Origin of the sequence: Sphingobacterium sp. JUb20, from assembly GCF_004342035.1 — a bacterium.
Classification (GTDB): Bacteria; Bacteroidota; Bacteroidia; order Sphingobacteriales; family Sphingobacteriaceae; genus Sphingobacterium; species Sphingobacterium anhuiense.
The window spans coordinates 100,138-124,638 of the sequence record NZ_SLYV01000012.1; the positions used below are offsets into that span (position 1 = coordinate 100,138).

General features: G+C 35.2%; 21 protein-coding genes. 13 read left to right on the forward strand and 8 right to left on the reverse strand.

Translation table 11 applies throughout. From position 1 onward, the window contains the following. Positions 1-4: 4 nt before the first annotated feature. Both EDF66_RS19735 and serS read right to left on the reverse strand, forming a co-directional pair. Positions 5-3,202, reverse strand: coding sequence for a SusC/RagA family TonB-linked outer membrane protein (locus tag EDF66_RS19735; RefSeq protein ID WP_132844543.1), 3,198 nt, complete (start codon positions 3,200-3,202; stop codon positions 5-7). Positions 3,203-3,744: 542 nt separating this feature from the next. Next, positions 3,745-5,016, reverse strand: coding sequence for a serine--tRNA ligase (gene serS, locus EDF66_RS19740; protein WP_132772173.1), 1,272 nt, complete (start codon positions 5,014-5,016; stop codon positions 3,745-3,747). A gap of 299 nt (positions 5,017-5,315) precedes the next feature. Here serS and EDF66_RS19745 point away from each other — a divergent pair, with 299 nt between their 5' ends. The 5 genes from EDF66_RS19745 (at position 5,316) to EDF66_RS19765 (ending at position 10,669) form a co-directional block, all read left to right on the forward strand. Continuing rightward, a complete protein-coding gene (locus EDF66_RS19745; protein ID WP_132844544.1) occupies positions 5,316-6,308 on the forward strand; it encodes an aldo/keto reductase in 993 nt (330 codons plus the stop codon). 139 nt (positions 6,309-6,447) lie between these two features. Beyond that, positions 6,448-7,113, forward strand: coding sequence for a 16S rRNA (cytidine(1402)-2'-O)-methyltransferase (gene rsmI / locus EDF66_RS19750; RefSeq protein ID WP_132772171.1), 666 nt, complete (start codon positions 6,448-6,450; stop codon positions 7,111-7,113). A 33-nt stretch (positions 7,114-7,146) separates the two neighbouring features. Next, the gene (locus tag EDF66_RS19755) at positions 7,147-7,860 is read left to right on the forward strand and encodes a PH domain-containing protein (protein WP_132844546.1); all 714 of its coding nucleotides are present in this window, start codon (positions 7,147-7,149) and stop codon (positions 7,858-7,860) included. A gap of 2 nt (positions 7,861-7,862) precedes the next feature. Continuing rightward, positions 7,863-9,491 (forward strand): apolipoprotein N-acyltransferase, encoded by a 1,629-nt coding sequence (lnt, locus tag EDF66_RS19760; protein ID WP_132844547.1) that lies wholly within the window; start codon positions 7,863-7,865, stop codon positions 9,489-9,491. 50 nt (positions 9,492-9,541) lie between these two features. Next, entirely contained in the window at positions 9,542-10,669 is a 1,128-nt protein-coding gene (locus EDF66_RS19765; RefSeq protein WP_132844549.1) for a cysteine desulfurase family protein, read from the forward strand. 66 nt (positions 10,670-10,735) lie between these two features. On the opposite strand, the gene EDF66_RS19770 is transcribed toward EDF66_RS19765, so the two are convergent. Both EDF66_RS19770 and EDF66_RS19775 read right to left on the reverse strand, forming a co-directional pair. Beyond that, positions 10,736-11,155, reverse strand: a complete 420-nt coding sequence (locus EDF66_RS19770) for a copper resistance protein NlpE (RefSeq protein ID WP_132844550.1) — start codon at positions 11,153-11,155, stop codon at positions 10,736-10,738. Between the two features lie 84 nt (positions 11,156-11,239). Continuing rightward, entirely contained in the window at positions 11,240-11,572 is a 333-nt protein-coding gene (locus EDF66_RS19775; RefSeq protein WP_021189448.1) for a tetratricopeptide repeat protein, read from the reverse strand. Positions 11,573-11,908: 336 nt separating this feature from the next. On the opposite strand from EDF66_RS19775, the gene EDF66_RS19780 reads away from it, so the two are divergent. From EDF66_RS19780 to EDF66_RS19800, 5 genes are all read left to right on the forward strand, one after another. Next, positions 11,909-12,646: an electron transfer flavoprotein subunit beta/FixA family protein gene (locus tag EDF66_RS19780; protein ID WP_132844552.1), complete on the forward strand. Its 738-nt coding sequence runs from the start codon at positions 11,909-11,911 to the stop codon at positions 12,644-12,646. A gap of 21 nt (positions 12,647-12,667) precedes the next feature. After that, positions 12,668-13,642 (forward strand): electron transfer flavoprotein subunit alpha/FixB family protein, encoded by a 975-nt coding sequence (locus tag EDF66_RS19785; protein ID WP_132844553.1) that lies wholly within the window; start codon positions 12,668-12,670, stop codon positions 13,640-13,642. Between the two features lie 240 nt (positions 13,643-13,882). Then, positions 13,883-14,500, forward strand: coding sequence for a bifunctional nuclease family protein (locus EDF66_RS19790; protein ID WP_132844555.1), 618 nt, complete (start codon positions 13,883-13,885; stop codon positions 14,498-14,500). A gap of 45 nt (positions 14,501-14,545) precedes the next feature. Further along, a complete protein-coding gene (locus EDF66_RS19795) occupies positions 14,546-15,919 on the forward strand; it encodes a nucleoside permease (RefSeq protein WP_132844556.1) in 1,374 nt (457 codons plus the stop codon). Between the two features lie 43 nt (positions 15,920-15,962). Further along, entirely contained in the window at positions 15,963-17,288 is a 1,326-nt protein-coding gene (locus EDF66_RS19800) for a mechanosensitive ion channel family protein (RefSeq protein WP_132844558.1), read from the forward strand. 232 nt (positions 17,289-17,520) lie between these two features. Here EDF66_RS19800 and EDF66_RS19805 read toward each other — a convergent pair whose 3' ends face one another. The 3 genes from EDF66_RS19805 to EDF66_RS19815 all read right to left on the reverse strand — a co-directional run bounded on the left by EDF66_RS19805 (position 17,521) and on the right by EDF66_RS19815 (position 20,334). Beyond that, complete coding sequence (locus EDF66_RS19805) at positions 17,521-19,092, reverse strand: calcineurin-like phosphoesterase C-terminal domain-containing protein (protein ID WP_207898696.1); 1,572 nt, start codon at positions 19,090-19,092, stop codon at positions 17,521-17,523. Positions 19,093-19,236: 144 nt separating this feature from the next. After that, the gene (locus EDF66_RS19810; protein ID WP_132772321.1) at positions 19,237-19,665 is read right to left on the reverse strand and encodes a hypothetical protein; all 429 of its coding nucleotides are present in this window, start codon (positions 19,663-19,665) and stop codon (positions 19,237-19,239) included. Positions 19,666-19,842: 177 nt separating this feature from the next. Beyond that, positions 19,843-20,334 carry a C40 family peptidase gene (locus EDF66_RS19815; RefSeq protein ID WP_243656097.1) on the reverse strand — a complete coding sequence of 164 codons (492 nt, stop codon included), beginning with the start codon at positions 20,332-20,334 and terminating at the stop codon, positions 19,843-19,845. Positions 20,335-20,524: 190 nt separating this feature from the next. On the opposite strand from EDF66_RS19815, the gene EDF66_RS19820 reads away from it, so the two are divergent. Beyond that, positions 20,525-21,421, forward strand: a complete 897-nt coding sequence (locus tag EDF66_RS19820; RefSeq protein WP_021190140.1) for an EamA family transporter — start codon at positions 20,525-20,527, stop codon at positions 21,419-21,421. 55 nt (positions 21,422-21,476) lie between these two features. Here the strand turns inward: EDF66_RS19820 and mtaB are convergent, their stop codons facing one another. Next, on the reverse strand, positions 21,477-22,796 hold the full coding sequence (gene mtaB, locus EDF66_RS19825) for a tRNA (N(6)-L-threonylcarbamoyladenosine(37)-C(2))-methylthiotransferase MtaB (RefSeq protein ID WP_207898699.1): 1,320 nt from the start codon (positions 22,794-22,796) through the stop codon (positions 21,477-21,479). A 335-nt stretch (positions 22,797-23,131) separates the two neighbouring features. Between mtaB and EDF66_RS19830 the strand changes: the two genes are divergently transcribed. Continuing rightward, positions 23,132-23,953 carry a thymidylate synthase gene (locus tag EDF66_RS19830; RefSeq protein WP_132844562.1) on the forward strand — a complete coding sequence of 274 codons (822 nt, stop codon included), beginning with the start codon at positions 23,132-23,134 and terminating at the stop codon, positions 23,951-23,953. Positions 23,954-23,990: 37 nt separating this feature from the next. After that, positions 23,991-24,485 carry a dihydrofolate reductase gene (locus tag EDF66_RS19835; RefSeq protein ID WP_132844564.1) on the forward strand — a complete coding sequence of 165 codons (495 nt, stop codon included), beginning with the start codon at positions 23,991-23,993 and terminating at the stop codon, positions 24,483-24,485. Positions 24,486-24,501: the final 16 nt, after the last annotated feature.

A 24,501-nucleotide genomic window follows, 5' to 3' on the forward strand; every position in this document is an offset into this window, starting at 1 on the left:
ATTTTTAGAATTTAATGTTTACACCTAGACCATAACTTGATGCCCCCGGAAGAGAAAAACGCTCAAATGCACCTGACATATTTGTATTTCCTTGCGACACCTCTGGATCATATCCTTTCAGCTCAGACCAAAGAATAATATTACGGGCAAAAGCATTTACATCAACTTTGATTTTCGAGTTTTGATAAACAGGATAACCTACAGCCACCTCACGTAATTTTACAAATGAAGTACCACGAATCGATGACTCAGAAATATTATTCATTGCTGTAAAATATTTGAAAGCATCAGTATTTGTTTGTTTACCATCTGCATCAAACTCAGGCATTGCATCGATCATGATGTCATTCACTTCGCCATTAGCTTTTACAGCTGGTAATTCGAATAGGAAACCATCTCCATTACGGAAATCTGCTGATTTTTGTGTTACCCCGTAGTAATCTAAAACTCCCGCAGTACCGTGGAACATCTGTCCACCTTGTTTCCAGTCTAAAACAGCTGACAAACGAACTTTCTTATATTCAAACGTCGTATTAAATCCTAAGTTGAAATCTGGAGAAACTTTACCAATTACTTTTTCTTCACCTGCTTGTGGTAAACCATCTTCATCAACAACAATCTGTCCTGCATCGTTTCTTAAGTAAGAAACACCATAGATCACAGGGAATTTGTAACCTATACCTGCACGAACCTGTGGCTCTGTGAAACCACCCATAAAAATACTATTCACACCTTCTTTTAAATCATCTACATAGTTATCGATTTTAGTGAAGTTGAAAGCAAAATCCCATTTAAAATCACCAGATCGATATGGAGCAACAGCTAATGTTAATTCATGTACGTTTGTATGGATCTTACCTCCATTCGTCACTAAACTTGAATAACCTGTAGAAGCAGCCAAAGGCACCTCAAAAATTTGATCTTTTACGTTTTGACGAGAGAAGGTATAGTTCATATTGATCAAACCATTCCAGAAAGTCAAATCGGTACCTACCTCTATCGCTTGTGTATTTTGTGGCTTTAAATTTGGATCATAAACTATAGTATATGGAGTATATGAAGTAATACCATTCACAGGGTACAAGATTGGTGTACCTGAAGAAAATCCTCCTCCATAAGTAGGTTTATCATAATAACTTTCATAATAGTCACCTGCCTGCCCTACTTCGGCAAACGAAGCTCTAATCTTACCCATCGTTAAGACTGAACTTTTCAAACTTTCCAATTCCGTAAATACAAAACCTGCTGCTACGGACGGGTAGAAGAATGAACGGTTGTTACGTGGCATCGAAGAAACAATATCGTTACGTCCTGTTGCATTTAAAAACAACATGTTTTTATAAGCTAATGCTAAGCTGCCGAATGTACCGAAAGTACGTGTGTGGCGCAACGTTTGCTCTGCAGTAACTGTAGCTGCATTGTTAATATTATCCCATCCAGGAAAGTTGAAATTCTGACCAAAAGCATAGTCTCTTCTGCGAACACGGTTAACAATTTCATTACCGACCATCGCATCCAATACCAAATCATCATTGATTTTCCAATTGTATGCAGCAGTACCTAATGAATTCCATTCAGTAACGGAAAAGTGGTAATTTTCAACCTCACCTTTACCATTTGCGTGGCCATATCCCCATAAATCAGTGTAGTTTGAAGTGTAAGAGTCAACCCCTGCTTGGTATTTCAACGTCAATTTTTGGTTTTCACCTAAATCTGTTGCATACTGTCCAAATCCATTACCAAAGAAACGTTGTGTATCTTCAGAAAATTTATTATTTTCTGAAGCCCAATAAACACCATCAAAACCAGTTGTTCCACGGTAAGTATTTTGTTTTGTTGGGTTATTTAAATAAGAAGAAGGTATTCCTGCTAAATCATAAGAAGCTGGCGCTCCGTACAAAGTTGCTATAATACCATTATTTGCTCCAGTTTGTTTTGTGATTTTAGAATTGACATAATTACCTGTAAAACCTGTTGTCCATTTTTCTGACAATTTAGCTTCACCCGCTAATTTTGCTGTATAGCGATCCATCCCTGTAGAAGGTACAATACCATCGGCATTTGTTGCGCCTAAGGACATCGCATAACTTCCTTTTTCGAAACCTTGTACAATATTGAATGAATTATTAAACGTATTGCCTACATTAAAGAAATCCTTGGCATTATTATAAGCTTGTGGAGTAGCCCAAGGATCTAAACCCGCATTTTCACGTTGTGGCACAAAATATTTACCGTCTTGCTTACCATATTTTTTAGTGTAAGCATTATCTGTATTACCTCCATAAGTAGCATCATTTGCCAAATCAGTAATTTTCTGACCCCAAGATGTGGAAGCTAATGGTGAAAACTTACCACCTGACCCCTGTGCATATGTTGATTGAAAATCGGGTAATACTGCTACCTTATCAAAAGATACGTTTGAATTATAAGAAATCTGTGGTTTACCTTGTTTTCCTTTACCACTTTTCGTCGTGATCAAGATGACACCGTTAGAAGCACGCATACCGTATAGAGCTGAGGCAGCCTGTCCTTTCAAGATGTTGATACTCTCAATATCGTTAGGATCGATATCCAAACCTCTAGAAGAATAATCTGAACCTGTCACACCATTTCCAGTAGAAACATCGGAAGTAGAAGAGATCGGCAATCCATCGACTACATATAATGGAGAGTTATTTCCTGTAAATGAACGTGCGCCACGGATCGTGATATTAGCAGACGCCCCCGGCATACCTGAAGAAGGAGTTACTTGTACACCTGATACTTTACCCTGCAATGCTGTTGCTAAATTACTATTTGCTGCTTCGGTCAATTTACTTCCCTTTAGCTCTTGCGTAGCATAACTTAAAGATCTTTTCTGACGCGTTTGGCCCATTCCTGTAACAACAACTTCCTCTATCGCATTAGCATTATCTTCCAGTGAGATATTAAAAACTGAAGTATTGTTGTTGACAATAATTGTTTTTTCGCCAAAACCAATTGAACGAAATAAAACTACTTTACCTGCAGGTACACTTAAAGAATAGTTACCATTTGCATCAGTTTGGGTAGCTTGATTAGTTCCTTGCACAACAACAGTAACTCCTGGTACCGCTTGGCCAGTTGTTGATGTAACACGTCCACTAATCTTCTTCTCTTGAGCGAATGCTACTGATGATAGAATCATCCCCCCAACGAGAAAACTAAGTAATGTTTGTTTCATGTTATTTAGTTTGTTAATTAATTTATGTAATATGTTTATGTCCATAAAATAAGATGTGCATTTAAAACGTTTAAACTTTAATTGTCTAAACAATTCAAAAAACACAAATCAAAACCTCCTCCACCTTGACGGATAGCTTTTCGTGTACAAACAGATTTAACAAATTGTAGATCCAACAAATAGTGACAGCAATCAGTTCACTATGGTGATCTTATAAGAATCTGTAAATTTTCTTTTTAAAATTTACGATGAATAATGTGGTAGTAAACCTTCACAGACATTACATCTTGAAAGCGGGAAGCAAATATATATAGACAAAGTTGTTATTACAAGTATTTTAACAAAAAAGTTTTTTTTTCATAACTAATGTAAATATGAAGCTTCTATATTACGAATAATGCAAGCAGCGCTGATATAAATTAAATTTTCATAATCACCCATTACACAGAATTAAATACGGTAATCATTAGATTTAACAAAATTTTAACATAAAAAAAGGGTTGTAAAAAATTACAACCCTTTCAATTTATATTAAATTAATATTAATCAATATATTCAAATCCTGTGTAGGGAACTAGTACTTTCGGTATTTTTATACCCTTATCTGTTTGATTATTCTCCAATAAAGAAGCTACTATACGTGGTAAAGCTAATGCAGATCCATTTAATGTATGAGCCAATTGCATTTTACCATCCTGGTTTTTAAACCTCACTTTCAGACGGTTAGATTGATACGTTTCGAAATTTGAAACTGATGACACTTCTAACCAACGTTTTTGAGCGGCGCTATATACTTCCAGATCATAAGTCAACGCGGCTGTAAAGCTCATGTCACCACCGCAGAGACGCAATACACGATAAGGTAATTCAAGTTTTTGTAACAGTCCCTGCACATAAGTATTCATTTCTTCCAATGCATCATAAGAACGATCAGGATGAACGATTTGTACTGTCTCTACTTTATCAAATTGATGTAAACGATTTAAACCACGAACATGCGCACCATACGATCCCGCTTCGCGACGGAAACATGGTGTATACGCACAATGTCTAATAGGGAATTGTTCTTCTTTTACGATAACATCGCGATAAATATTAGTAACGGGAACTTCCGCTGTTGGTATCAAATATAGATCATCGTGTGTTACATGATACATCTGGCCTTCCTTATCAGGTAACTGACCAGTAGCAAATGCAGATGCCTCATTAACCATAATTGGCACCTGTACTTCTTCATACCCCACTTTTGCAGCTTCATCTAAAAAGAAGTTGATCAATGCACGTTGCAAGCGAGCTCCTTTTCCTTTATAGACAGGGAAACCTGCTCCTGTTACCTTTACACCTAACTCCAAATCTACGATACCGTATTTAGTTAACAGATCCCAGTGACTAACCGCATCATCAGCCAATGTAGGGATAGTTCCGTTTTCTAACACAACTTCATTATCATCTGCTGATACACCTGCAGGAACGGTAGTATGTGGAAGATTGGGAAGTTGGACAATCTTTGCATTTAAATCCTGTTCAACACGATCTAAATGATCTGTCAAACTTTTGATCTGTTCTTTATATCCGGAGGATTGGGATTTTACGGCTTCAGCTTCTTCTTTTTTACCTTGACGCATTAATTCTCCGATTTGTTTTGCGGATGAATTTGCTTCTGCTGAAAGGGCATCTGACTCGGATTGAATTTTACGACGTTGTTCATCCAAAGTGATGATTTCATCTACTAATCCAATTTCCTTGAAATTTTTGACACCTAATCTTTCGATTACCTTATCCCTGTTTTCACGGATATAATTCAATTGCAACATAATTGTATGTATTTTTAAAGAAACAAACTTAGATAAATTTGTTTTATTTACAATTTTTATTCTGTCATTTATTAAACAAAATTGTTCGTTCCCGTCCTTTCTATTTGGCACTCATGATTGTTATACACGAATCGATATCCCACTCTTCCATCACGAAATATTATAGAGAAGAAATATAATAGGTGAAGTTCAATTAATAAGTCCGAATGAAATTTAAAATCAATTTTACATCAAGATCTTTATTTATGTAAGATTACTTGTAAATTGCCTTTATATAAACTCATAAAGCATAATAACAGATGCACTATACACCTGCGAATAATCGATATCAAGGAATGGAATACCGCCGTTCGGGTAATTCCGGAATTAAATTGTCAGCAATTTCATTGGGCTTATGGCAAAATTTTGGTCATGTCAATGATTTTGAGAACAGTCGTAAGTTAATACAGACAGCATTCGATTCGGGTATCACGCATTTTGACCTTGCGAACAACTATGGGCCGCCTCCTGGTTCGGCAGAAGAAAATTTCGGAAAAATATTACAGACAGACTTTAAAGGACTTCGCGATGAAATGATTATCTCTTCCAAAGCTGGTTATACAATGTGGGATGGCCCGTATGGGGATTGGGGTTCGAAAAAATACCTAGTCTCTAGCTTAGATCAAAGTTTAAAAAGAATGAACCTGGATTATGTAGATATTTTTTATCACCATAGACCGGACCCAGAAACACCACTGGAAGAAACAATGGCTACTTTAAACTTATTGGTCCAACAAGGAAAGGCTTTATATGTCGGGATATCCAACTATAAAACACCTGAAGCAAAACGTGCGATAGATCTTTTAAAACAAATGGGCACGCCTTGTCTCATCCACCAACCTAAGTATTCTATGTTTGAGCGCTGGGTCGAAGAAAGCCTATTGGATTTGCTTACAGAGGAGCAAGTCGGCTGTATTCCTTTCTCACCTTTAGCCCAAGGTTTACTTACTGATAAATATTTACATGGTATTCCGCAAGATTCACGAGCGGCTTCTGGAAGTATTTCACTTCATGAAAGTGATATCACTTCAGATAAAATCGAAAAAATAAGAGCTTTAAATGAAATAGCGCTGCATCGAAATCAAAAACTGGCACAAATGGCTGTATCGTGGCTATTACAGAAACCTCAAGTGACATCAGTTTTAATTGGAGCAAGTAAAGTATCACAGATTCAAGATGCCGTCAATGCGGTAAAGAACCAGCAATTTACAAGAGAAGAATTACAGCAAATTGAAAATATTTTAGCAAAATAAATTTAAAAAGCTCATTTCATATTAGGATTCTATCCAATGAAATGAGCTTAATACTACTATAAATAAAATAGCCCATGCTATTAAAAAAAGGCAAGTCAAAGCCTTGATTACAATTATTAAAAAAAACTTACCTTTGTAAATGCTTTATTTAGTTCCTACGCCAATTGGCAATTTAGAAGACATGACTTTTCGCGCTATACGTGTGTTAAAAGAAGCAGATGTTATTCTTGCCGAAGATACACGCACAAGTGCCCCCCTTTTGAAACATTTTGGAATCGAAAAAAAAGTATTTGCGCATCATCAGCACAATGAACATAAAGCGATTTCAGAAATCATTAGATTTCTAAAAGAAGGTCAGACTATTGCCCTAATTTCAGATGCTGGTACTCCAGCTATCTCTGACCCCGGTTTTTTATTAGTACGGGAAGCAATTAAAGAGGGGCTTGAAGTACAATGTCTACCTGGTGCAACCGCTTTTGTTCCTGCCTTGGTTAATTCTGGACTTCCAAATGACCGTTTTTGTTTCGAAGGATTTCTACCTGTGAAAAAAGGACGTCAAACCCGTATGAAATTCTTGGCTGAAGAAAAACGAACGATGATATTTTACGAATCACCACATCGTATCCTTAAAACAATTGATGAGTTTATTCAAGTGTTTGGAGCAGAAAGACAAGCTTCGATATCACGAGAATTAAGTAAACTGTATGAAGAAAATGTAAGAGGTACTTTAACTGATTTAAAATTACATTTTGAAAACAATCCTATTAAAGGAGAATTTGTATTTTGTGTGGGAGGTTTAGAATAAGTTTAGCCTTCATTTATTTAAAATAGATTTAACATGAACTTTGAACTTTTTGCCATTGATGGCCAGGACATAAAAATTGTAGAAAAGTTAGTTGTCAAATTTCAAGATATGATGACAGAGGGAGAGCGAATTGATTATATCGCCGTACAGAAAAAACCTGCCGTTACCATTCTTCCCGACAGTATAACGATTAGTAACAAACGTATTTTCATGTGTGAATTTACAAAGCTGGGCTTAGCAACAGATTTTGAAATTTTCAGTTGGAAAGATATCAAAGATATCGCGTTTAAAGAAGAAATTTTTGGTTCTAAGGTTACCGTAATCCCTAGTACTGGGGAAAATTTAAGTATTGATTACATCCCTAAAGTACAGGCACGTAAATTATACCAGCTAATCAAAGGGGCTTTAGAAACATCTAAATTAAAAGAGATCGAGCAGGAGAGAGAAAAATTTATTGTAACCGCTCCTAAGCAGACAGCTCCCTCATTTGAAATTCATCAACCTATAATAGAAGAAGAACCTGCCTCTAAAAACACACCATCCTTGCCTATAGTGGAAGAGGTCAATGAAACTATTGTACCCGAAACTATGATTCCGCCAACTATTGAGGTAACAGCAGCTACTATAGTTGAAGAAGATGATGAGATAACACTCAAATTAAGAAAATTAAAAAACCTCTTTGACAAACAGTTGATTACACAGGCAGAATACGAAAACAAGAAAAACGAAATTTTATCTCAAATTTAATCGTGAGAAATCAATATTTACTGGCACTTTTAAGTGCCTTTTTATTATGGTTAGGCTGGCCACCCGTCCCCTATAGTAGTCCAATCTTATTAATTGCCTTTCTCCCGCTCTTAATCGCAGTTGAAAATATCATCCGTAATCAAACCTATATTAAAAAAGGTAAAAAGATTTTTTTTACAGCAGGATTAACGGCAGTGCTATGGAATACAGCCTCTATTTATTGGGTATACAATTCAATATCTGCAGTAATGCCTTGGTACATTGCCATTTTTATTTCACTCATTCCTTTTTTATTAGGATCATTATTAATGGCACTTGCATTTCGATTATATTATCAAATGAGGAAAAAAACATCCATTATTCTTTCCCTATTTGGATTAATGGCCTTCTGGATATCTTATGAATATTTACACCAATCCTGGGATCTGGCATTTCCCTGGATGACCTTAGGTAATGGGTTCTCTAATTTTCATCAATTAATTCAATGGTATGAGTTTACTGGAGTGTATGGTGGTACAGTGTGGATATGGTTAAGCAATATTTTAATTTTCTTACTTTATTTAAACAAGAAAGAAATGAATATTTTAGCAAAACCCCGCACCATAACTATTATGTTAGCGTTATTATTGCTTATCCCCTCTTCATACTCTGTCATTCGCTATATGACGTACGAAGAGCATATTAACCCTTCTCAGATTGTAACTGTCCAACCTAATATTGACCCATTTGGAAAATTTGGTCATATCAGCCCTGAAGAACAATTGCAAACTTTGATGCAATTATCAAAATCTGTTGCAAAGCCGAACACAGAGTTTTTTATATGGCCAGAAACAGCATTGTCACAAAGAGGTGATTTCGATGAGGAAGATTTTAGAAGTACAAGTACATTTGATTCGCTTATTAATTTTCTAAATGACTATAAAAATGGCAATGTATTATCTGGGATAGAGAGTTATAGATTATATAACGATAAAAGAACAAGTACTGCTAGAGAAGTAGGACCAAACTTATATAAAGACAATTTCAATGCGGCAACTTTAGTTGACGTGTCTTCCAAACTACAATTTTATCATAAATCGAAACTAGTTCCCGGTGTTGAGCAAATGCCATTTGGCACTGCAATTAATTTCTTAAAGCCTCTATTTAGTGCATTTGGTGGAACGACCGGAGGATATGGAAAACAGGATAAACCATCGGTATTTTATTCACAAAGTGGTATCGGTGCAGCTCCCGTCATCTGTTATGAGTCTATCTGGGGGAATTATGTTGCACAATATATCCAACAAGGGGCCCAATTTATTGCCATCATTACAAATGATGGTTGGTGGGGAAATACTTCTGGTAAAGATCAGCATTTAGATTACGCAAAGCTAAGAGCCATTGAAAATCGAAGATGGGTAGCCCGCTCTGCGAATACGGGAATATCGGGCTTTATCAACCAGCGCGGAGACATCATTCAAAAAACAGATTGGTGGGTACCTGCATCCTTAACACAAGAAATCAACCTCAGTGAGGAATTGACTATTTACACAAAAAATGGTGATATCCTCGCTTATCTAGGTCTTTTGGGGGCTTTGCTTGCCACACTGACCTTTTTTAAAAAATCAAAAACAAGCAATTTTATTAAATAATCTCAATACCACTAAATAAGTAAACTTACTTTTACTTAATTTTGTCCATTATGCAAGTATATTTTGATAATGCTGCAACTACAGCGCTAGATCCAGAAGTCATTCGTGTCATGATAGACACCATGGAAAATAATTTTGGAAACCCTTCTTCTATTCATTCACATGGACGACAAGTAAAAACAATTGTTGAAAAGGCGCGTAAATCCATTGCGCAAATCTTACATACTTCTCCATCTGAAATTTTCTTTACCTCTGGTGGTACAGAAGCTGATAACATGGCAATTGTACGTTCTATTGTAGATTTTGGAATTACACATGCGATCACTACACCAATAGAACACCATGCTGTGCTTCATACATTAGAAGAATTGGAAAAATCAGGAAAAGTTCATCTCGACTTACTGCATGTAGATTCTCATGGTAATATTGATTTAAATCAATTAGAAGACTTACTCTCAAAAAATCCTAGAACTTTCGTTTCCATTATGCATGGTAACAATGAACTTGGAAATTTAAATGATATTGAAAAAATATCAGAAATATGTCAAAAGTATAAAGCAATCTTTCATTCTGATACTGTCCAAACTATGGGTCACTATCCACATGATCTAAGCAAGCTAAAAATTGATTTTATTACGGGAGCTGGACATAAATTCCATGGACCGAAAGGAGTTGGTTTTCTATACATTAATGCCAATACGAAAATCAAACCCATGATTTATGGTGGTGCACAAGAACGTAATATGCGTGGTGGAACTGAAAATGTATATGGTATCGCAGGACTAGCAAAAGCATTGGAACTGAGCTACGAACATATGGAAGAACATAGTGCTTACATACAGGGGTTAAAATCTTATATGATTGAACAATTGCAGACAGCAATTCCAGATATTAAATTTAATGGTGTCACTGAGCCAAATAAAGCACTATACACTGTTTTAAATGTATCATTTCCATGTACGGATATGGCAGATATGTTATTATTCAATCTAGATATTGCTGGTATTTCCTGTTCGGGTGGAAGTGCCTGTAGTTCTGGAACCGATATCGGATCGCATGTACTAGGAGCAATAAGGGCGGACGGCACAAGACCTTCAGTACGTTTTTCTTTCTGTAGAAACAATACAAAAGAAGAAGTAGACTTTGTTGTTAATCACCTCAAAGAGATCTGCAAATAGAACGAAACTAAAAAGACCTTCAAAATTTGAAGGTCTTTTTTTGTTAATGTGATTTTATTAAAATGATTATTGTGTTAGTTTTTCTAACTTATAATTCTCTGCCAATTCTCCGACGATTTCATTACCTGATAAATCCAATTGCCAAAGCTTTGCCTTTTCACCCAATTTGAATTTATAATCCACTCCTTCAAGCGTGATCACATTATTTTCAAACTTCCACTTTCCATCTTTGACAAATACTTCATCACTTTTATTAAGATATTTTGAGGTATAACTATAGGAGAAATTTTGATTTAACTTTAAAACAGTTTCGATCCCGTCACAATCTGCACAAGGCATTACTCCGCTGTATGCTCCGCTCAATTCATGTAGAGTGGCGCTTTGGTGATCTTGTTTGTCTTTAACTGCCTCAGCACCTTTACGTTGGTTATCGCATGCAATAAAAACAAATAAGATACAGCATAATATAATAAATAGCCTTTTCATCTTCTTTAAAACTCTTTCTCAAATCTCCACAGAGATATAGACAAATTAAGTACCAAAAAGCAAGATTAAAATGTTAAAAAAATGTTAATATTCATCTTCATCATCTCCGTCCAATAAACTTAATGCTCCGCGCAATTCACTTAACGCATGCATATTGCGTTTTTGTTGTGTTATGACCATACCTTTCTTATAAATATCTCGTGCATCTTCTACACGATTCATTTTCTCATAAAGTTTCCCTAAGTGGTAATAAGTTCCAACATAATCCGCATGATTACTTATCAGATCAGTATACCCCTTAAGCGCCTCATCTTGATTTCCCAATTTTAAATATTCGGTAGCCAAAGCATATTTCAAAAAAGGATCTTGTGGAGAATCTTTCAAAAACTCCTTCAATTGTTCTAAACGGTCTGACATGATGTATAGCTTTTAATTTTACACCGGTAAAGCTACAAATAATCAAAGAAGCTTAAAAGCTCAATTCAACACCTAATTACTATGCTAGCATACAAAAATGACAAACCATTGACGAATCATAAGCAGTATAAAATTTAGTCAACCCACAATAAAAAATACACATTTAATAAATAAAACCATATTTAAAGACCTTAAATTATCGATAAAATAATTTACAAGCTTTTATTTTAACAAAAACACAACTCGACATTCCATTGCAGGCAGTATGGTACTCTCCCAAATTATCTTTACATTTAAAGTAAATTATATTAGGTTTGTATAAAACGGTAATAAATTATGAAAATATTAGTGTGTATAAGTAATGTCCCTGACACTACTTCCAAGATTACATTCACCAATGACAACACCGCTTTTAATAATGCTGGTGTGCAATACATAGTGAATCCTTACGATGAAATTGCTTTATCAAAAGCAATAGATTTGGCTGAAGGCGGTAAAGGCACCGTAACTGTTATAACAGTTGGGGACGCAAGTACTGAGGCTACTATCCGAAAAGCTCTAGCGACTGGTGCAGATAATGCAATACGAATAAATGTCTTACCAAGAGATGCTTGGTTTGTTGCCAATCAGATTGCTCATTATGCAAAAGACAACAGCTTTGATCTTATATTAACCGGTAGAGAATCGATTGATTATAATGGAACTCAAGTAGGAGCTCTCATAGCTACGATCCTAAATATTCCTTCCGTTTCTATCAGTAAAAAACTAGATATTGACGGCAATAGTGCAACTGTAGAACGAGAAATCGAAGGTGGAAAAGAAGTTCTAACTTTAAATCTACCAGCTGTCATTGGTACAGCTGAAGGGGTCGCAGAAACAAAAATACCAAATATGAGAGGTATTATGACCGCTAGAACGAAGCCATTAGATGTGATTGAGCCTATTGAGGTAGCTCAACTGTCGCATATTGTCAAATTTGAAACTCCGGCTCCACGCGGTGCTGTCACTTTGGTTGATGCTGGAGATGTCGAAAAATTAGTTTCTCTTTTGCATGAAAAAGCAAAAGTTATTTAATCAACTCTAATCGTAAAGAATATGTCAATATTAGTATATGTAGAAAATACAGACGGTAAGTTCAAGAAATCAGCATTTGAGGTTGTTTCTTATGCTAAAGCTATTGCAGAACAATCGGGAACTCAAGTTACTGCATTATCAATCGGTAATGTTGAAGAATCGCAATTAAGTATTTTGGGTAAATATGGAGCAAGTAAGGTATTAAATGTCAATACAGAACAATTAAAGTCATTTGTAAACCAGGCTTACGCCGCTATCATCGTTGATGCAGCAAAATCATCAAGCGCATCAATAGTTGTATTGTCAAATTCTTTTTCTGGAAAGGGGTTAGCCCCGCGGGTTGCTGCCAAATTAGAAGCTGGTTTAGCCGACGGAGCTATTGAATTACCTAGTATAAATGGAGAAACGCTACAAGTCAAAACTGGAGCTTTTTCAGGCAAGGCCTTTGCTTATGTCGCGTTAACTTCGGCTGTCAAAGTAATTGCTGTCAATCCCAATTCATTTGAAGCAAAAGATTCCGAAGGAACAGCAACTATTGAAACCTATTCTCCGAGTTTGGATGCGTCAGATTTTAGTACGATTGTTAAGGATATCATTAGAGCAACAGATAAAATTTCATTACCTGAGGCAGAAATTGTTGTTTCCGCAGGTAGAGGATTGAAAGGTCCAGAAAACTGGGGTATGATCGAAGAACTTGCTAATGTACTTGGTGCGGCTACAGCATGTTCAAAACCGGTCTCTGACGCGGGATGGAGACCACATTCTGAGCACGTTGGACAAACGGGAATAGCGGTAAGTCCCAATTTATATATTGCAATTGGTATCTCAGGAGCAATACAACATTTAGCAGGGGTCAGTGCTTCAAAAACAATTGTTGTGATCAACAAAGATCCTGAAGCTCCTTTTTTCAAAGTAGCAGATTATGGAATTGTTGGAGATGCATTTGAGGTTATTCCTAAATTAATCACAGCTTTAAAAGCTTACAAAGGAATATAAAGTTCCTGAATAAAAAACTCCATTAGCAATTTATTTGTTAATGGAGTTTTTTTATTTCAAATTATTTTTTCATTTTCTACTATTAAACAGCCTATCACAGAGCATATAATGATTACCCGAGTATAATTATGTAAGTCACTTAAAATAGGTATAAATGAATAAAATTACCTTTATATCTCCTTGATTATATTGCTTATCTAAGCAAATTTATCTAAATTTGTAAACCGTAAAGGTATCATAATGAAGAAAATCAAGTTAGACATCATTGGACTATCCTACAGTCAGACGCAATCAGGTGCATATGCATTAGTGCTTGGCGAGTCTGGAGGTAATCGCCGTCTTCCTATCATAATAGGAAGTCACGAAGCACAAGCTATTGCGATTAGAATAGAAAAGATGGTTCCCAGTCGTCCTCTAACACATGATTTATTTCAAAATTTTGCAAAAGCTTTTCAAATTAATATACAGGAAGTTCTTATATATAATTTAATAGAAGGCATTTTTTATTCCAAAATCATCTGTTCAGATGGAGAAAAAACTGTAGAAATCGATGCCCGAACTTCAGATGCTGTTGCACTAGCCGTTCGTTTTGGAACACCCATTTATGCTTACGACTTCATCTTATCTTCTGCCGGCATCGTTATCGAAGGCAATGAGTTTGCCTTTCTTGAAAATCTAGAAAATGCAGTAAATGCTGAAATCGTTGAAGATGATGTCAAAGAAGAAAAATCAAAAATTCAAAATCCTTTCTCAAGCCTTACAGATGAACAATTAAAAACGGTTCTCGAACAATCCCTTCATGATGAAAACTATGAGCAGGCTGCATTAATCCGTGATGAGATATCACGTAGAAAATAAGGTCACAATCATCGACAAAAAAACAAACTCAACTCTATATTACTTATGTCTATTAAATTAAGGTTGACCATTATGAACTTCCTCCAATTTTTTGTGTGGGGAGCTTGGTTAATTACAATAGCAAATTACTGGTTTGGTACTAAGCAATGGGACGGTACCCAGTTTGGAGCTATATTTGCAACAATGGGTTTTGCCTCTTTGTTTATGCCTACTTTAATGGGAATTATCGCAGACAGATGGGTTAACGCTGAAAAACTGTATTTGGTATTACATCTTTTATATGCGGCGGTACTCTTTTATCTACCACAAATAAATGATCCTGTTACTTTTTTCTATGCGATGCTCCTTGCCATGTGTTTCTACATGCCAACCCTTGCCCTATCAAATTCCATCGCATATACTGTGCTCACTCAAGGGAAATATGACTTGGTAAAGGCATTCCCCCCAATCCGTGTTTGGGGAACTATTGGTTTTATTGCAGCCATGTGGATTGTTAACTTGACAGGCAGTAAAGCAACAGGTATGCAATTTTATATTGCCGGAGCCTCCGCAGTAGGTTTAGGATTGTTTTCTTTTTCTATTCCCAAATGTCCACCTAGAAATATCAAAAGCGAGCAATCATCTCTGGTACGTACACTAGGTCTGGAAGCTTTCAAATTATTTGGAAATTATAAGATGGCATTGTTTTTTATCTTTTCCATGTTTTTAGGTGCTGCTCTTCAGTTGACAAATGCATATGGAGATGTATTTTTAGATGAGTTTAAATTCTTTCCTAAATATACAAATTCGTTTGTAATCAAATACTCAACGATCATCATGTCAATTTCACAGATATCTGAGACGCTATTTATTCTTGCCATACCATTTTTCTTAAAACGATTCGGAATTAAAAAGGTTATGCTGATATCCATGTTTGCTTGGGTATTGCGTTTTGGTCTATTTGCTTATGGCGATCCATCTTCTGGTTTATGGATGATCATATTATCATGTATTGTATATGGTATGGCTTTTGATTTCTTTAATATTTCAGGTTCCTTATTTGTAGAAACATCCACTAGTTCGCAAATAAGAAGTTCTGCGCAGGGCCTATTTATGATGATGACCAATGGTTTTGGTGCAGTATTTGGCAGTTTAGTTTCAGGATGGATCATCGACAAATATTTCTCCATTTCATTTACTAATGTGAAACAGCTAGCTTCATTTTTAGATACAGATGTAAATAATAATAAGTTAATCAATTTAGTTAAAGAACGAGGACTCTCCATTAGTGAAAATGGTTTATTCAATACAAATTTGATCCTTAAAGACTGGCATCATATCTGGTTAACATTTTCGCTTTATACTTTGGTGTTAGCAGTTCTTTTTGCTATTCTTTTCAAACATAAACACGATAAAAATATGCCTTTAGGCGCTAAATAATAAAAAAGCCATTCTGTCGAATGGCTTTTTTTTATATTTGTAGATGCAGCTATCTACTACAGACTATTTAGAAGAAATAAATAAACAATCTCAATCAAAATTTTACGATTGGTCCTATCACAAACTTTTACAGGCAGGTTTCAATAGTGAATGGGCACATACAATCAATTCCATCGTTCTATTATTTTTAGTTATTCTAATTTTATTAATTATAGACTTTATAGCCCGAAAGGTAATCCTTTCTGTTGTAACCCGTTTTATAATAAAATCGAAAAACTCAATAGATGATTATTTGATAAAAAATAAAACGCTGAAATACATCAGTCACTTCATTCCACTTTTCATTGCCCAGCAGATCAGTCCAATCATATTTCTAGGATTTCCAAATTGGTTAGAAGCAATCAATAAAGGAATAGAGATCTTGCTAGTTTTAAACATTATGCTCATTGTGCATTCTGCATTAAAAACACTACGTGATATACTTAAAACTAGAAAAAGCTTTGCTGACAAACCATTGGAAAGTTATTTGCAGGTTTCTCAGATTGTCTTAATCTGCATTGGAGGAACCATTACTTTTTCTATCTTAACAGGTATTTCTCCGTTATCATTTTTGGTCTCGCTAGGAGCTGCCTCTGCCATTTTAATGCTGGTATTCAAAGACACCATCCTTGGCTTTGTCGCAAGTATATCTGTCTCTGCCAATGACTCCATACGGGTGGGTGACTGGATTGAAATGCCAAAACATAATGCCGATGGGACAGTTATCGAAATCAACCTAAATAATGTGAAAGTGCAAAATTTTGACAAAACCATCACCACAATACCCACGCATACTTTACTGATTGATTCTTTTAAAAATTATAGAGGTATGCAGACCTCTGGGGGACGAAGAATAAAAAGAGCAATAAATATTAAAATTTCCACTATTCGGTTTATGACTGAGGAAGAAATCAAAGATTTAGAGAGAATTCAAATTCTTAAACCTTTTATTGAACAACGCAGGTTAGAAATTAGCGAATACAACAATAGAAGTCAAGCCGATCAATCCATGCCTGTAAATGGACGCAAAATGACAAATATCGGTCTGTTTAGAGCTTATGCGACAGCATATATTAGACAGAATCCAAACATAAACAAGGATATGATCAGTATGGTACGTCAAATGGATCCGACAGAACATGGAGTACCATTAGAAATATACGTATTTTCAAATGACACCCGCTTTGAGATCTATGAAGGTATCCGATCTGATTTATTTGACCATTTATTTGCTGTCATTACATACTTCAAACTAGAAGTTTTTGAAAGTCCTGCATCTGATGATCTGCGTAACTTAAGTATAAAAATTAATCATACACATTTACAATAAGAAAAGGTAATCTTCTCCAAGATTACCTTTCTTTTTAAAAACAAACTAAATTTCTGGGTGTGTTTCCCAACAGACCCCACATTAACCCTTTACTATATGAATCAAAAATTACTCTGATACAAATATAAAGTTGTCATATTAAGCAATCCTTAACTAAAGTTTAATCTTTCATCATTATTTATAAAAAAAGCAACCTTAAAAAGGTTGCTTCACGGTTTTATATGGTTATTTACTATTTTGTTTTATTTACAACCTCAATTTCCTTTACAGCTGTATGTATCCGGTTAAATAAATCAGTGGCTTTCACTTCAATTTTATATTTTCCTGCCTTTAACTTTGGCAATTTCAATCTCCATAAGTGAGAACTATTAGTACCATCAGAAGGCCTTCTTCCCTCTTTATAATCGGTTGCTAGGTCATACTGCTTAACCGCATCATCAAAGGATGGATCAACTTCTTTGACCTGATCCATTTCTTTCCATTGACTATCATTTATACGATATAATACTTGATCACCTTCTTTTCCAATAAAAAAATTTGCATAAACTGGGTATCGTTGTACATATTTTTGATCTACAATTGATGGTCCAGATAGTGCAATTTGATAAGCCTCATCTTTCCCTACCACCTTATAATCAAATGTATATTGATTATTTTTAATATTTAAAATAGCGTAACCTTTTGGGGTACCATCTCGCATGGTCGATACAGGTATTCCATTTTCATCCAGTTCTCCAGAGTACCAATCGCCAGAAGTTGTTCCTACATTATATTCATGGTGCGGTTTTGATTGCTTCCAGCCATCCTTAGCGCCAAAGAAATTTTGTTGCTGGAAATGTGTATGAGCCGATAAAGAAAGTGTGTGGGGAAATTCACTTAAAATATCAAATAATCGATCACGATCTTCAGTACGAAAAACCTCAGAATTTTCATGTTCAAGCGGGATGTGAAAAGCCAATACAATTAACTTATCTTTTGGCACAAACTTCAGATCATTGGCAATAAACTCCAATTGATCTTTACGCAAACCTCCTTTATATCCTTTTCCTGTATCAGGATTAGGATAAATAATATCATCAAGAACTAAAAAGTGAGCATTTCCATAATTAAAAGAATAAGTTGCGGGACCAAAAGAAGCTTCAAAAGCTTCATCCGAATAGCTATCATCTTTTGTATCAAAATTTAAATCATGATTACCAATTACATTAAACCAGGGTAAACCCATTAATGAAATTGTACTTTTATATGCCGGATGCAATGACAAATCATTACCAACTAGATCTCCTAAGCTGATCCCAAACACAGCAGCATTTTTATTGGATATACGATCTATAATTCCTCTTTTAAAATAATCCATTTCGGTCATATCATAAGCTTGTGGATCTCCAAATACAAACGCAGAAAAATCTCTTGATTCAGATTGAGCTGTCAAACCAAAATTGATATCCTTAGGTAATTTTCCAGTAGGTGAAACTCCCTTATAGGTCAATTCGGGACTTCCCTGAGGTTTATGTATATAATAAAATTGTGGTTGATTTGCTGTACTAAGCGGTAGTGCATAATCAGCAGGTTTAATAACAAAAATAATATTGTCTTCATCAACAGGCAATTTATATTGACCCTGAGCATCAGTTTGAACGACCTCTACCCCATTACTCACAGAGACATTTGGTATACCCCGTTCTTTTTTATCAAGAATTCCATTTTTATTGATATCATCAAAAACAACACCTTTTGCAATTTCCTGAGCACTAACCGTGTAATTTAGAGATAAAGCTGTTGCAACAGCAAAAATATTTTTCATTTGAATATATAGCATAATTAAAGCCGAAGCTAATACTCTAATATGAATCAATAGTCACCTGATGTTTAACAAACTGTTAATTTATATACAAAAAAGGGATAATCATATGATTATCCCTTTTTTGTATATAATATTTTATTTTATCTACTTAACGTTCGATCTAGATTGAGCCGCGGCTAATATTCGGTTGACTTCATCGATCATAGACTTTCCTGCATTCCGCATTTTTTCATTACCCGCAAAATCAGCGTCCATCGTGACTTTTTTTGATTTGTCTTTATAATTCATCTCTAAATAAAATCGAGGCGTTTCTGTTTCAGGATTTACTTTTGCTTCAGGTCCCGTCATGTCATCATCCAAATTCCAAAAACCTAATTCTTGAGCTTTTCGATGTAAGTAAAGCAAATCATCTTTAGTCATGCGAACGGTATCACGCTCTATCTCGTTTGTTTTGGTCACATACTGAAAAATTCCAGTTTTTGAATCATACTGATTATCCATATGATTAGGCTCACCGTATCGAAAGACCACAGACTGAAAATCTGTGAAACGGAAAGGCGCATTGCTAATCATATTACTGTAGTAGTAAACACAGTAAATTAGAAATGGTACAACAATACATAAACCCAAAAAAATCTTTTTACCCTTGATACTCATCTTTATTTTAGTTTTTGACAAAAATAAGGATTAAAATAGCTTTATAAAGTTTTATCTATTATTTGACATAAAAAAGGGAATTCGTATTACCTATCAGGATTTTGGTGTTCCAGCATTCGTGAAATATTTGGCGTACCACGAATCTTTTAAGTCAGAAATAATAACACCTTTTTTTGTCGATACATGCACAAATTTATTATTATGCAGATATACGCCAACATGATCCACATTACGTCCCCCGAACGAAAAAAATACCAAATCACCTTCTTTAAGTTGGGAATTTCGCTTGCTCTTAATTGCACCATCCATATCTCTAGATGAACGAGGTAAATTCTCTTTATATACTTTAAGATATAATATATTAACAAAACCTGAACAATCCACCCCTCTTTTTGTTGCACCTCCCATTCGATGTGGTATACCCATCCATTCGTCAATAAAAGAATAAAGCGTAGGATTGAGTTCCTTTTTCTTTACTTGCAAAAGATCTGCGTAATTATCTAATGAGCTTGTACTATAATTCTTACCTCTAGCTTCACTGGCATCTGTCAAAACTGAACTGCTGTGGCCACTGTTACTGTTCACCTTTTTATTAACTGAACAACTACTGAGTAAAAGTATCAGGCTGAAAAAAAATAATATATTACGTTTTATAGACATATCAATATCAAATGTTAGGTAAATGTAATAAAACCAAATTTAACTGGCAAACAAGCCCTTCTTTCTTCATATCTCTTTTCAAATTGTAATTTTGTCGGAATTTGTAAAATATAATATGGAAAAATTAAAAGGTGCTATTGCTGTATTTGTCGGTGCAAGTAGTTTTGGACTGTTGTCAACATTTGTCAAAAAAGCATATGCGCAAGATTACACTTTAGGGCAAGTAACAGGAGTACAAGCTATTTTTGGAATGATTATCTTATGGGCAGTTTATCTACTGATTCAGTTGCTAAACCCAAAAGCAAATCATGGTTTCTCTAAAAAATCTAATAAATGGAAAATTGTTATCAGTGGTATTTCTACAGGTCTAGTAAGTTTAGTTTATTACAAATGCGTTCAATTAGTGCCTGCTTCATTGGCGATTGTTCTATTAATGCAATACATCTGGATAGGAACGTTAATTGAATATATTATATTCAAAAATAGACCTACTAATCGTCAATTGATTGGTATTGCAATTGTACTTATAGGAACTGTATTTGCAACAGGTCTTATTGAACAAGGAATCGATAAACTCAATTGGACCGGCATTACCTACGGAGTATTAGCAGCAACTGCTTATGCAGTATTTCTAATTGTTAACGGACGAGTTGGAAATGACTATCCGCCAGTTCAAAAAAGTGCATTAATGGTCACTGGATCCTGCATCATGATCTGTTCCATCTTTCCGCCAACATTTTTAATATCGGGAGCTTTAGGTGACAGCATATGGCATTTCGGACTTATTCTTTCTTTCTTCGGAACTGTTATTCCACCATTATTATTTGCTTATGGAATTCCTAAAATCGGTTATTCTCTAAGTGGTATTTTAAGTTCTGCAGAACTACCAGTAGCAACTGCAATGTCATACTTCATACTTAAAGAAGCTGTAAGTCCTATTCAATGGATAGGTGTATTCATGATATTAGCAACTGTCATTTGGTTAAATGCTAAAAAGGAAAAAGTTGCATAACGACAAGGGCTCAATTCTAATCGAATTGAGCCCTTATCTTTTTTATCATCTAGCATTAGTGTGCTAATATTTCTTTTAACTCTTCTATTTCAACTTCACAACCATCTGTGATCGATAAGAATTTCACATGTGCAACTTCGTTGACCAGCAAAGGATCGTAGGCTGTACGAACTTTCACATAATTTTTGGAGAAACCATGCATATATCCGTCCTTCTCATCACTCTCAAAAAGTACTTCGCCTACTTTATCCAATTGTTTCTCATAGAAAGCACGACGTTTTTTCTCTGATAAAATGTGCAGCATTTTACTACGGTCACTGCGCTGAGATCCAGGGACAGCCCCTTCCATCTGTGCAGCTATTGTATTTTCACGTTCAGAATAAGTAAAGACATGCAAATACGAAATGTCCATCTCATTTAAAAAATTGTAAGTGTCGATAAAGTCTTCACGAGTCTCTCCAGGGAATCCTACAATGACATCAACGCCAATACAGCAATCCGGCATTAATTCCTTAATCTTCTCCACACGCTGTGCATACAGATCTCGCTTGTAACGCCGACGCATCATACTCAATACTTTATTATTTCCAGACTGTAAAGGCATATGAAAATGTGGAACAAAACGTTTTGATTGTGCTACAAATTCAATAATCTCATTGGCCAAAAGATTTGGCTCTATCGAAGAAATACGGATACGGTCTATTCCTGACACTTCGTCCAAAGCCTTTACAAGGTCTAAGAATTTATCTTGTCGTTTACCGTCTCGAATACCAAAATCACCGATATTTACACCCGTTAACACAATTTCTTTTACGCCAGATGCCGCAATTTCCTCGGCTTGACGTACGATATCCTCAATTTTCCCTGAACGGCTTGCTCCACGAGCAAGAGGAATTGTACAAAAAGTACAAGAATAATCACATCCATCTTGTACTTTTAGGAATGTACGCGTACGGTCACCGATTGAATATGCAGATACAAATTGATTGGTTTCATCAATTGGTGCATTATGGACAACAGCCTTCTCGTTTTTTGTCAGATCATTGATATGTTCGATAATATTGAACTTTTCTGCGGCACCTAAAACCATATCCACTCCCGGGATTTCAGCAATCTCAGCTGGTTTCAACTGCGCATAACAACCGACAATGGTGATATAAGCATTAGGTGAATATTTAAGTGCTTCCTTTACTACCTTGCGACATTTCTTATCTGCATGATCCGTGACTGAACATGTATTAATAACATAAACATCTGCCGCACTATTGAATGGCGTGGTTTCATAACCCGCATCTTGAAAGACACGACCTATGGAGGATGTTTCTGAAAAATTCAATTTACATCCTAAGGTATAGAAAGCTACTTTTTTACTCATAATGATTTTGCAAAAATACAACAAAAAGCTCCAAATGAAAATTCTTAATTCTGATTTAACCGCTTTTCAATTAATTATGAGATTTTAATGATCCAAAATTCAGCAATATCAGTTTTAATTTCTTTATTTTACCGTCTTTCTTTACATTGCTATGTATAGTGAACCACATATGAAAATCGTATGAACACTTTTATAAATTTTCGTGAGAATACTTCAAAAAATCTTACCTTCGTATAGAATATTACATGGTTATACAGCGAGCATCTTTGTTGGTATATTACAGCCAAAAAGACGCTATTTGTTAATCAAAAAATAAATAAAAGCAAATATTTAAAATGAAACAATATCTTGACTTACTAAAGCACGTATATACAAACGGGGTTATTAAAACTGACCGTACTGAAACTGGAACTAAAAGTGTATTTGGATATCAGATGCGTTTCAATTTAAAGGAAGGCTTTCCACTTGTTACGACAAAAAAATTACATTTAAGATCAATTATCCATGAGTTGATCTGGTTTTTGAAAGGTGAAACAAACATCAAATATTTAAAAGATAATGGTGTCAGTATCTGGGATGAGTGGGCAGATGAAAATGGTAATTTAGGTCCTGTTTATGGATCACAATGGCGTTCATGGCCAACTCCTGATGGAGGCCATATCGATCAGATTGAAAAAATAATCAAGCAATTGAAGACTTCACCCGATTCAAGAAGAATCATTGTGTCTGCCTGGAATGTTGCAGAAATTGAAAATATGGCTTTACCTCCTTGTCATGCATTTTTTCAATTCTATGTTGCTCCTGCTGATCCTGAAAATGGAATCTTAAAACCACAGTTGTCTTGTCAGCTATATCAAAGAAGTGCAGATATCTTTCTAGGTGTACCATTTAATATTGCCTCTTATGCTTTATTAACCATGATGGTAGCACAGGTTTGTGATATGGAAGCCGCTGAATTTATTCACACCTTAGGAGATGCCCATATATACAGTAATCACTTCGAACAAACAGAATTACAATTGAGCCGTGAACCAAAGGCTTTACCTCAATTAAAAATCAATCCCGAAGTAAAAGATATCTTTGATTTTAAATTTGAAGACTTCGAGTTGTTAAATTATGAATCCCATTCGCATATTAAAGCTCCTGTAGCAGTTTAAAAAGAATCTTCCTTATATACATGTGTAACATATAGAAATGAGTAAACTTAAAATAACATTAATTGTAGCCGCTACTGAAAATAATGTAATCGGTAAAGGAAATAAAATGCCTTGGCATTTACCAAATGATCTTAAATATTTCAAAAAAAATACACTTGAACATAGTGTAGTTATGGGGAGAAAAACTTTTGAGTCTCTTGGTAAACCATTACCAGATCGCAGAAATATTATCTTGACAAGAGACATGACCGCAAAATCTGATGATGTGGACATCGCCAATAGCTTTCAAGAAGTATTAAATTATTGCAGGGATGAAAGAGAGATTTTTGTTATTGGTGGTGGCGAAATATTTAAACAAACGTTACCATTCGCAGATAAAATATTATTGACCAGGTTGCATACAACTATTGATGGAGATGCTTACTTTCCAGAATTACCAGCACATGAATGGATATTAGAAAGCGAAGACAAGCATGAAAAAGATGAAAAACATCCTTTTGACTATAGCTTTCAGGTATACGTCAGAAAATAAAGATAAAGGCTTCTCT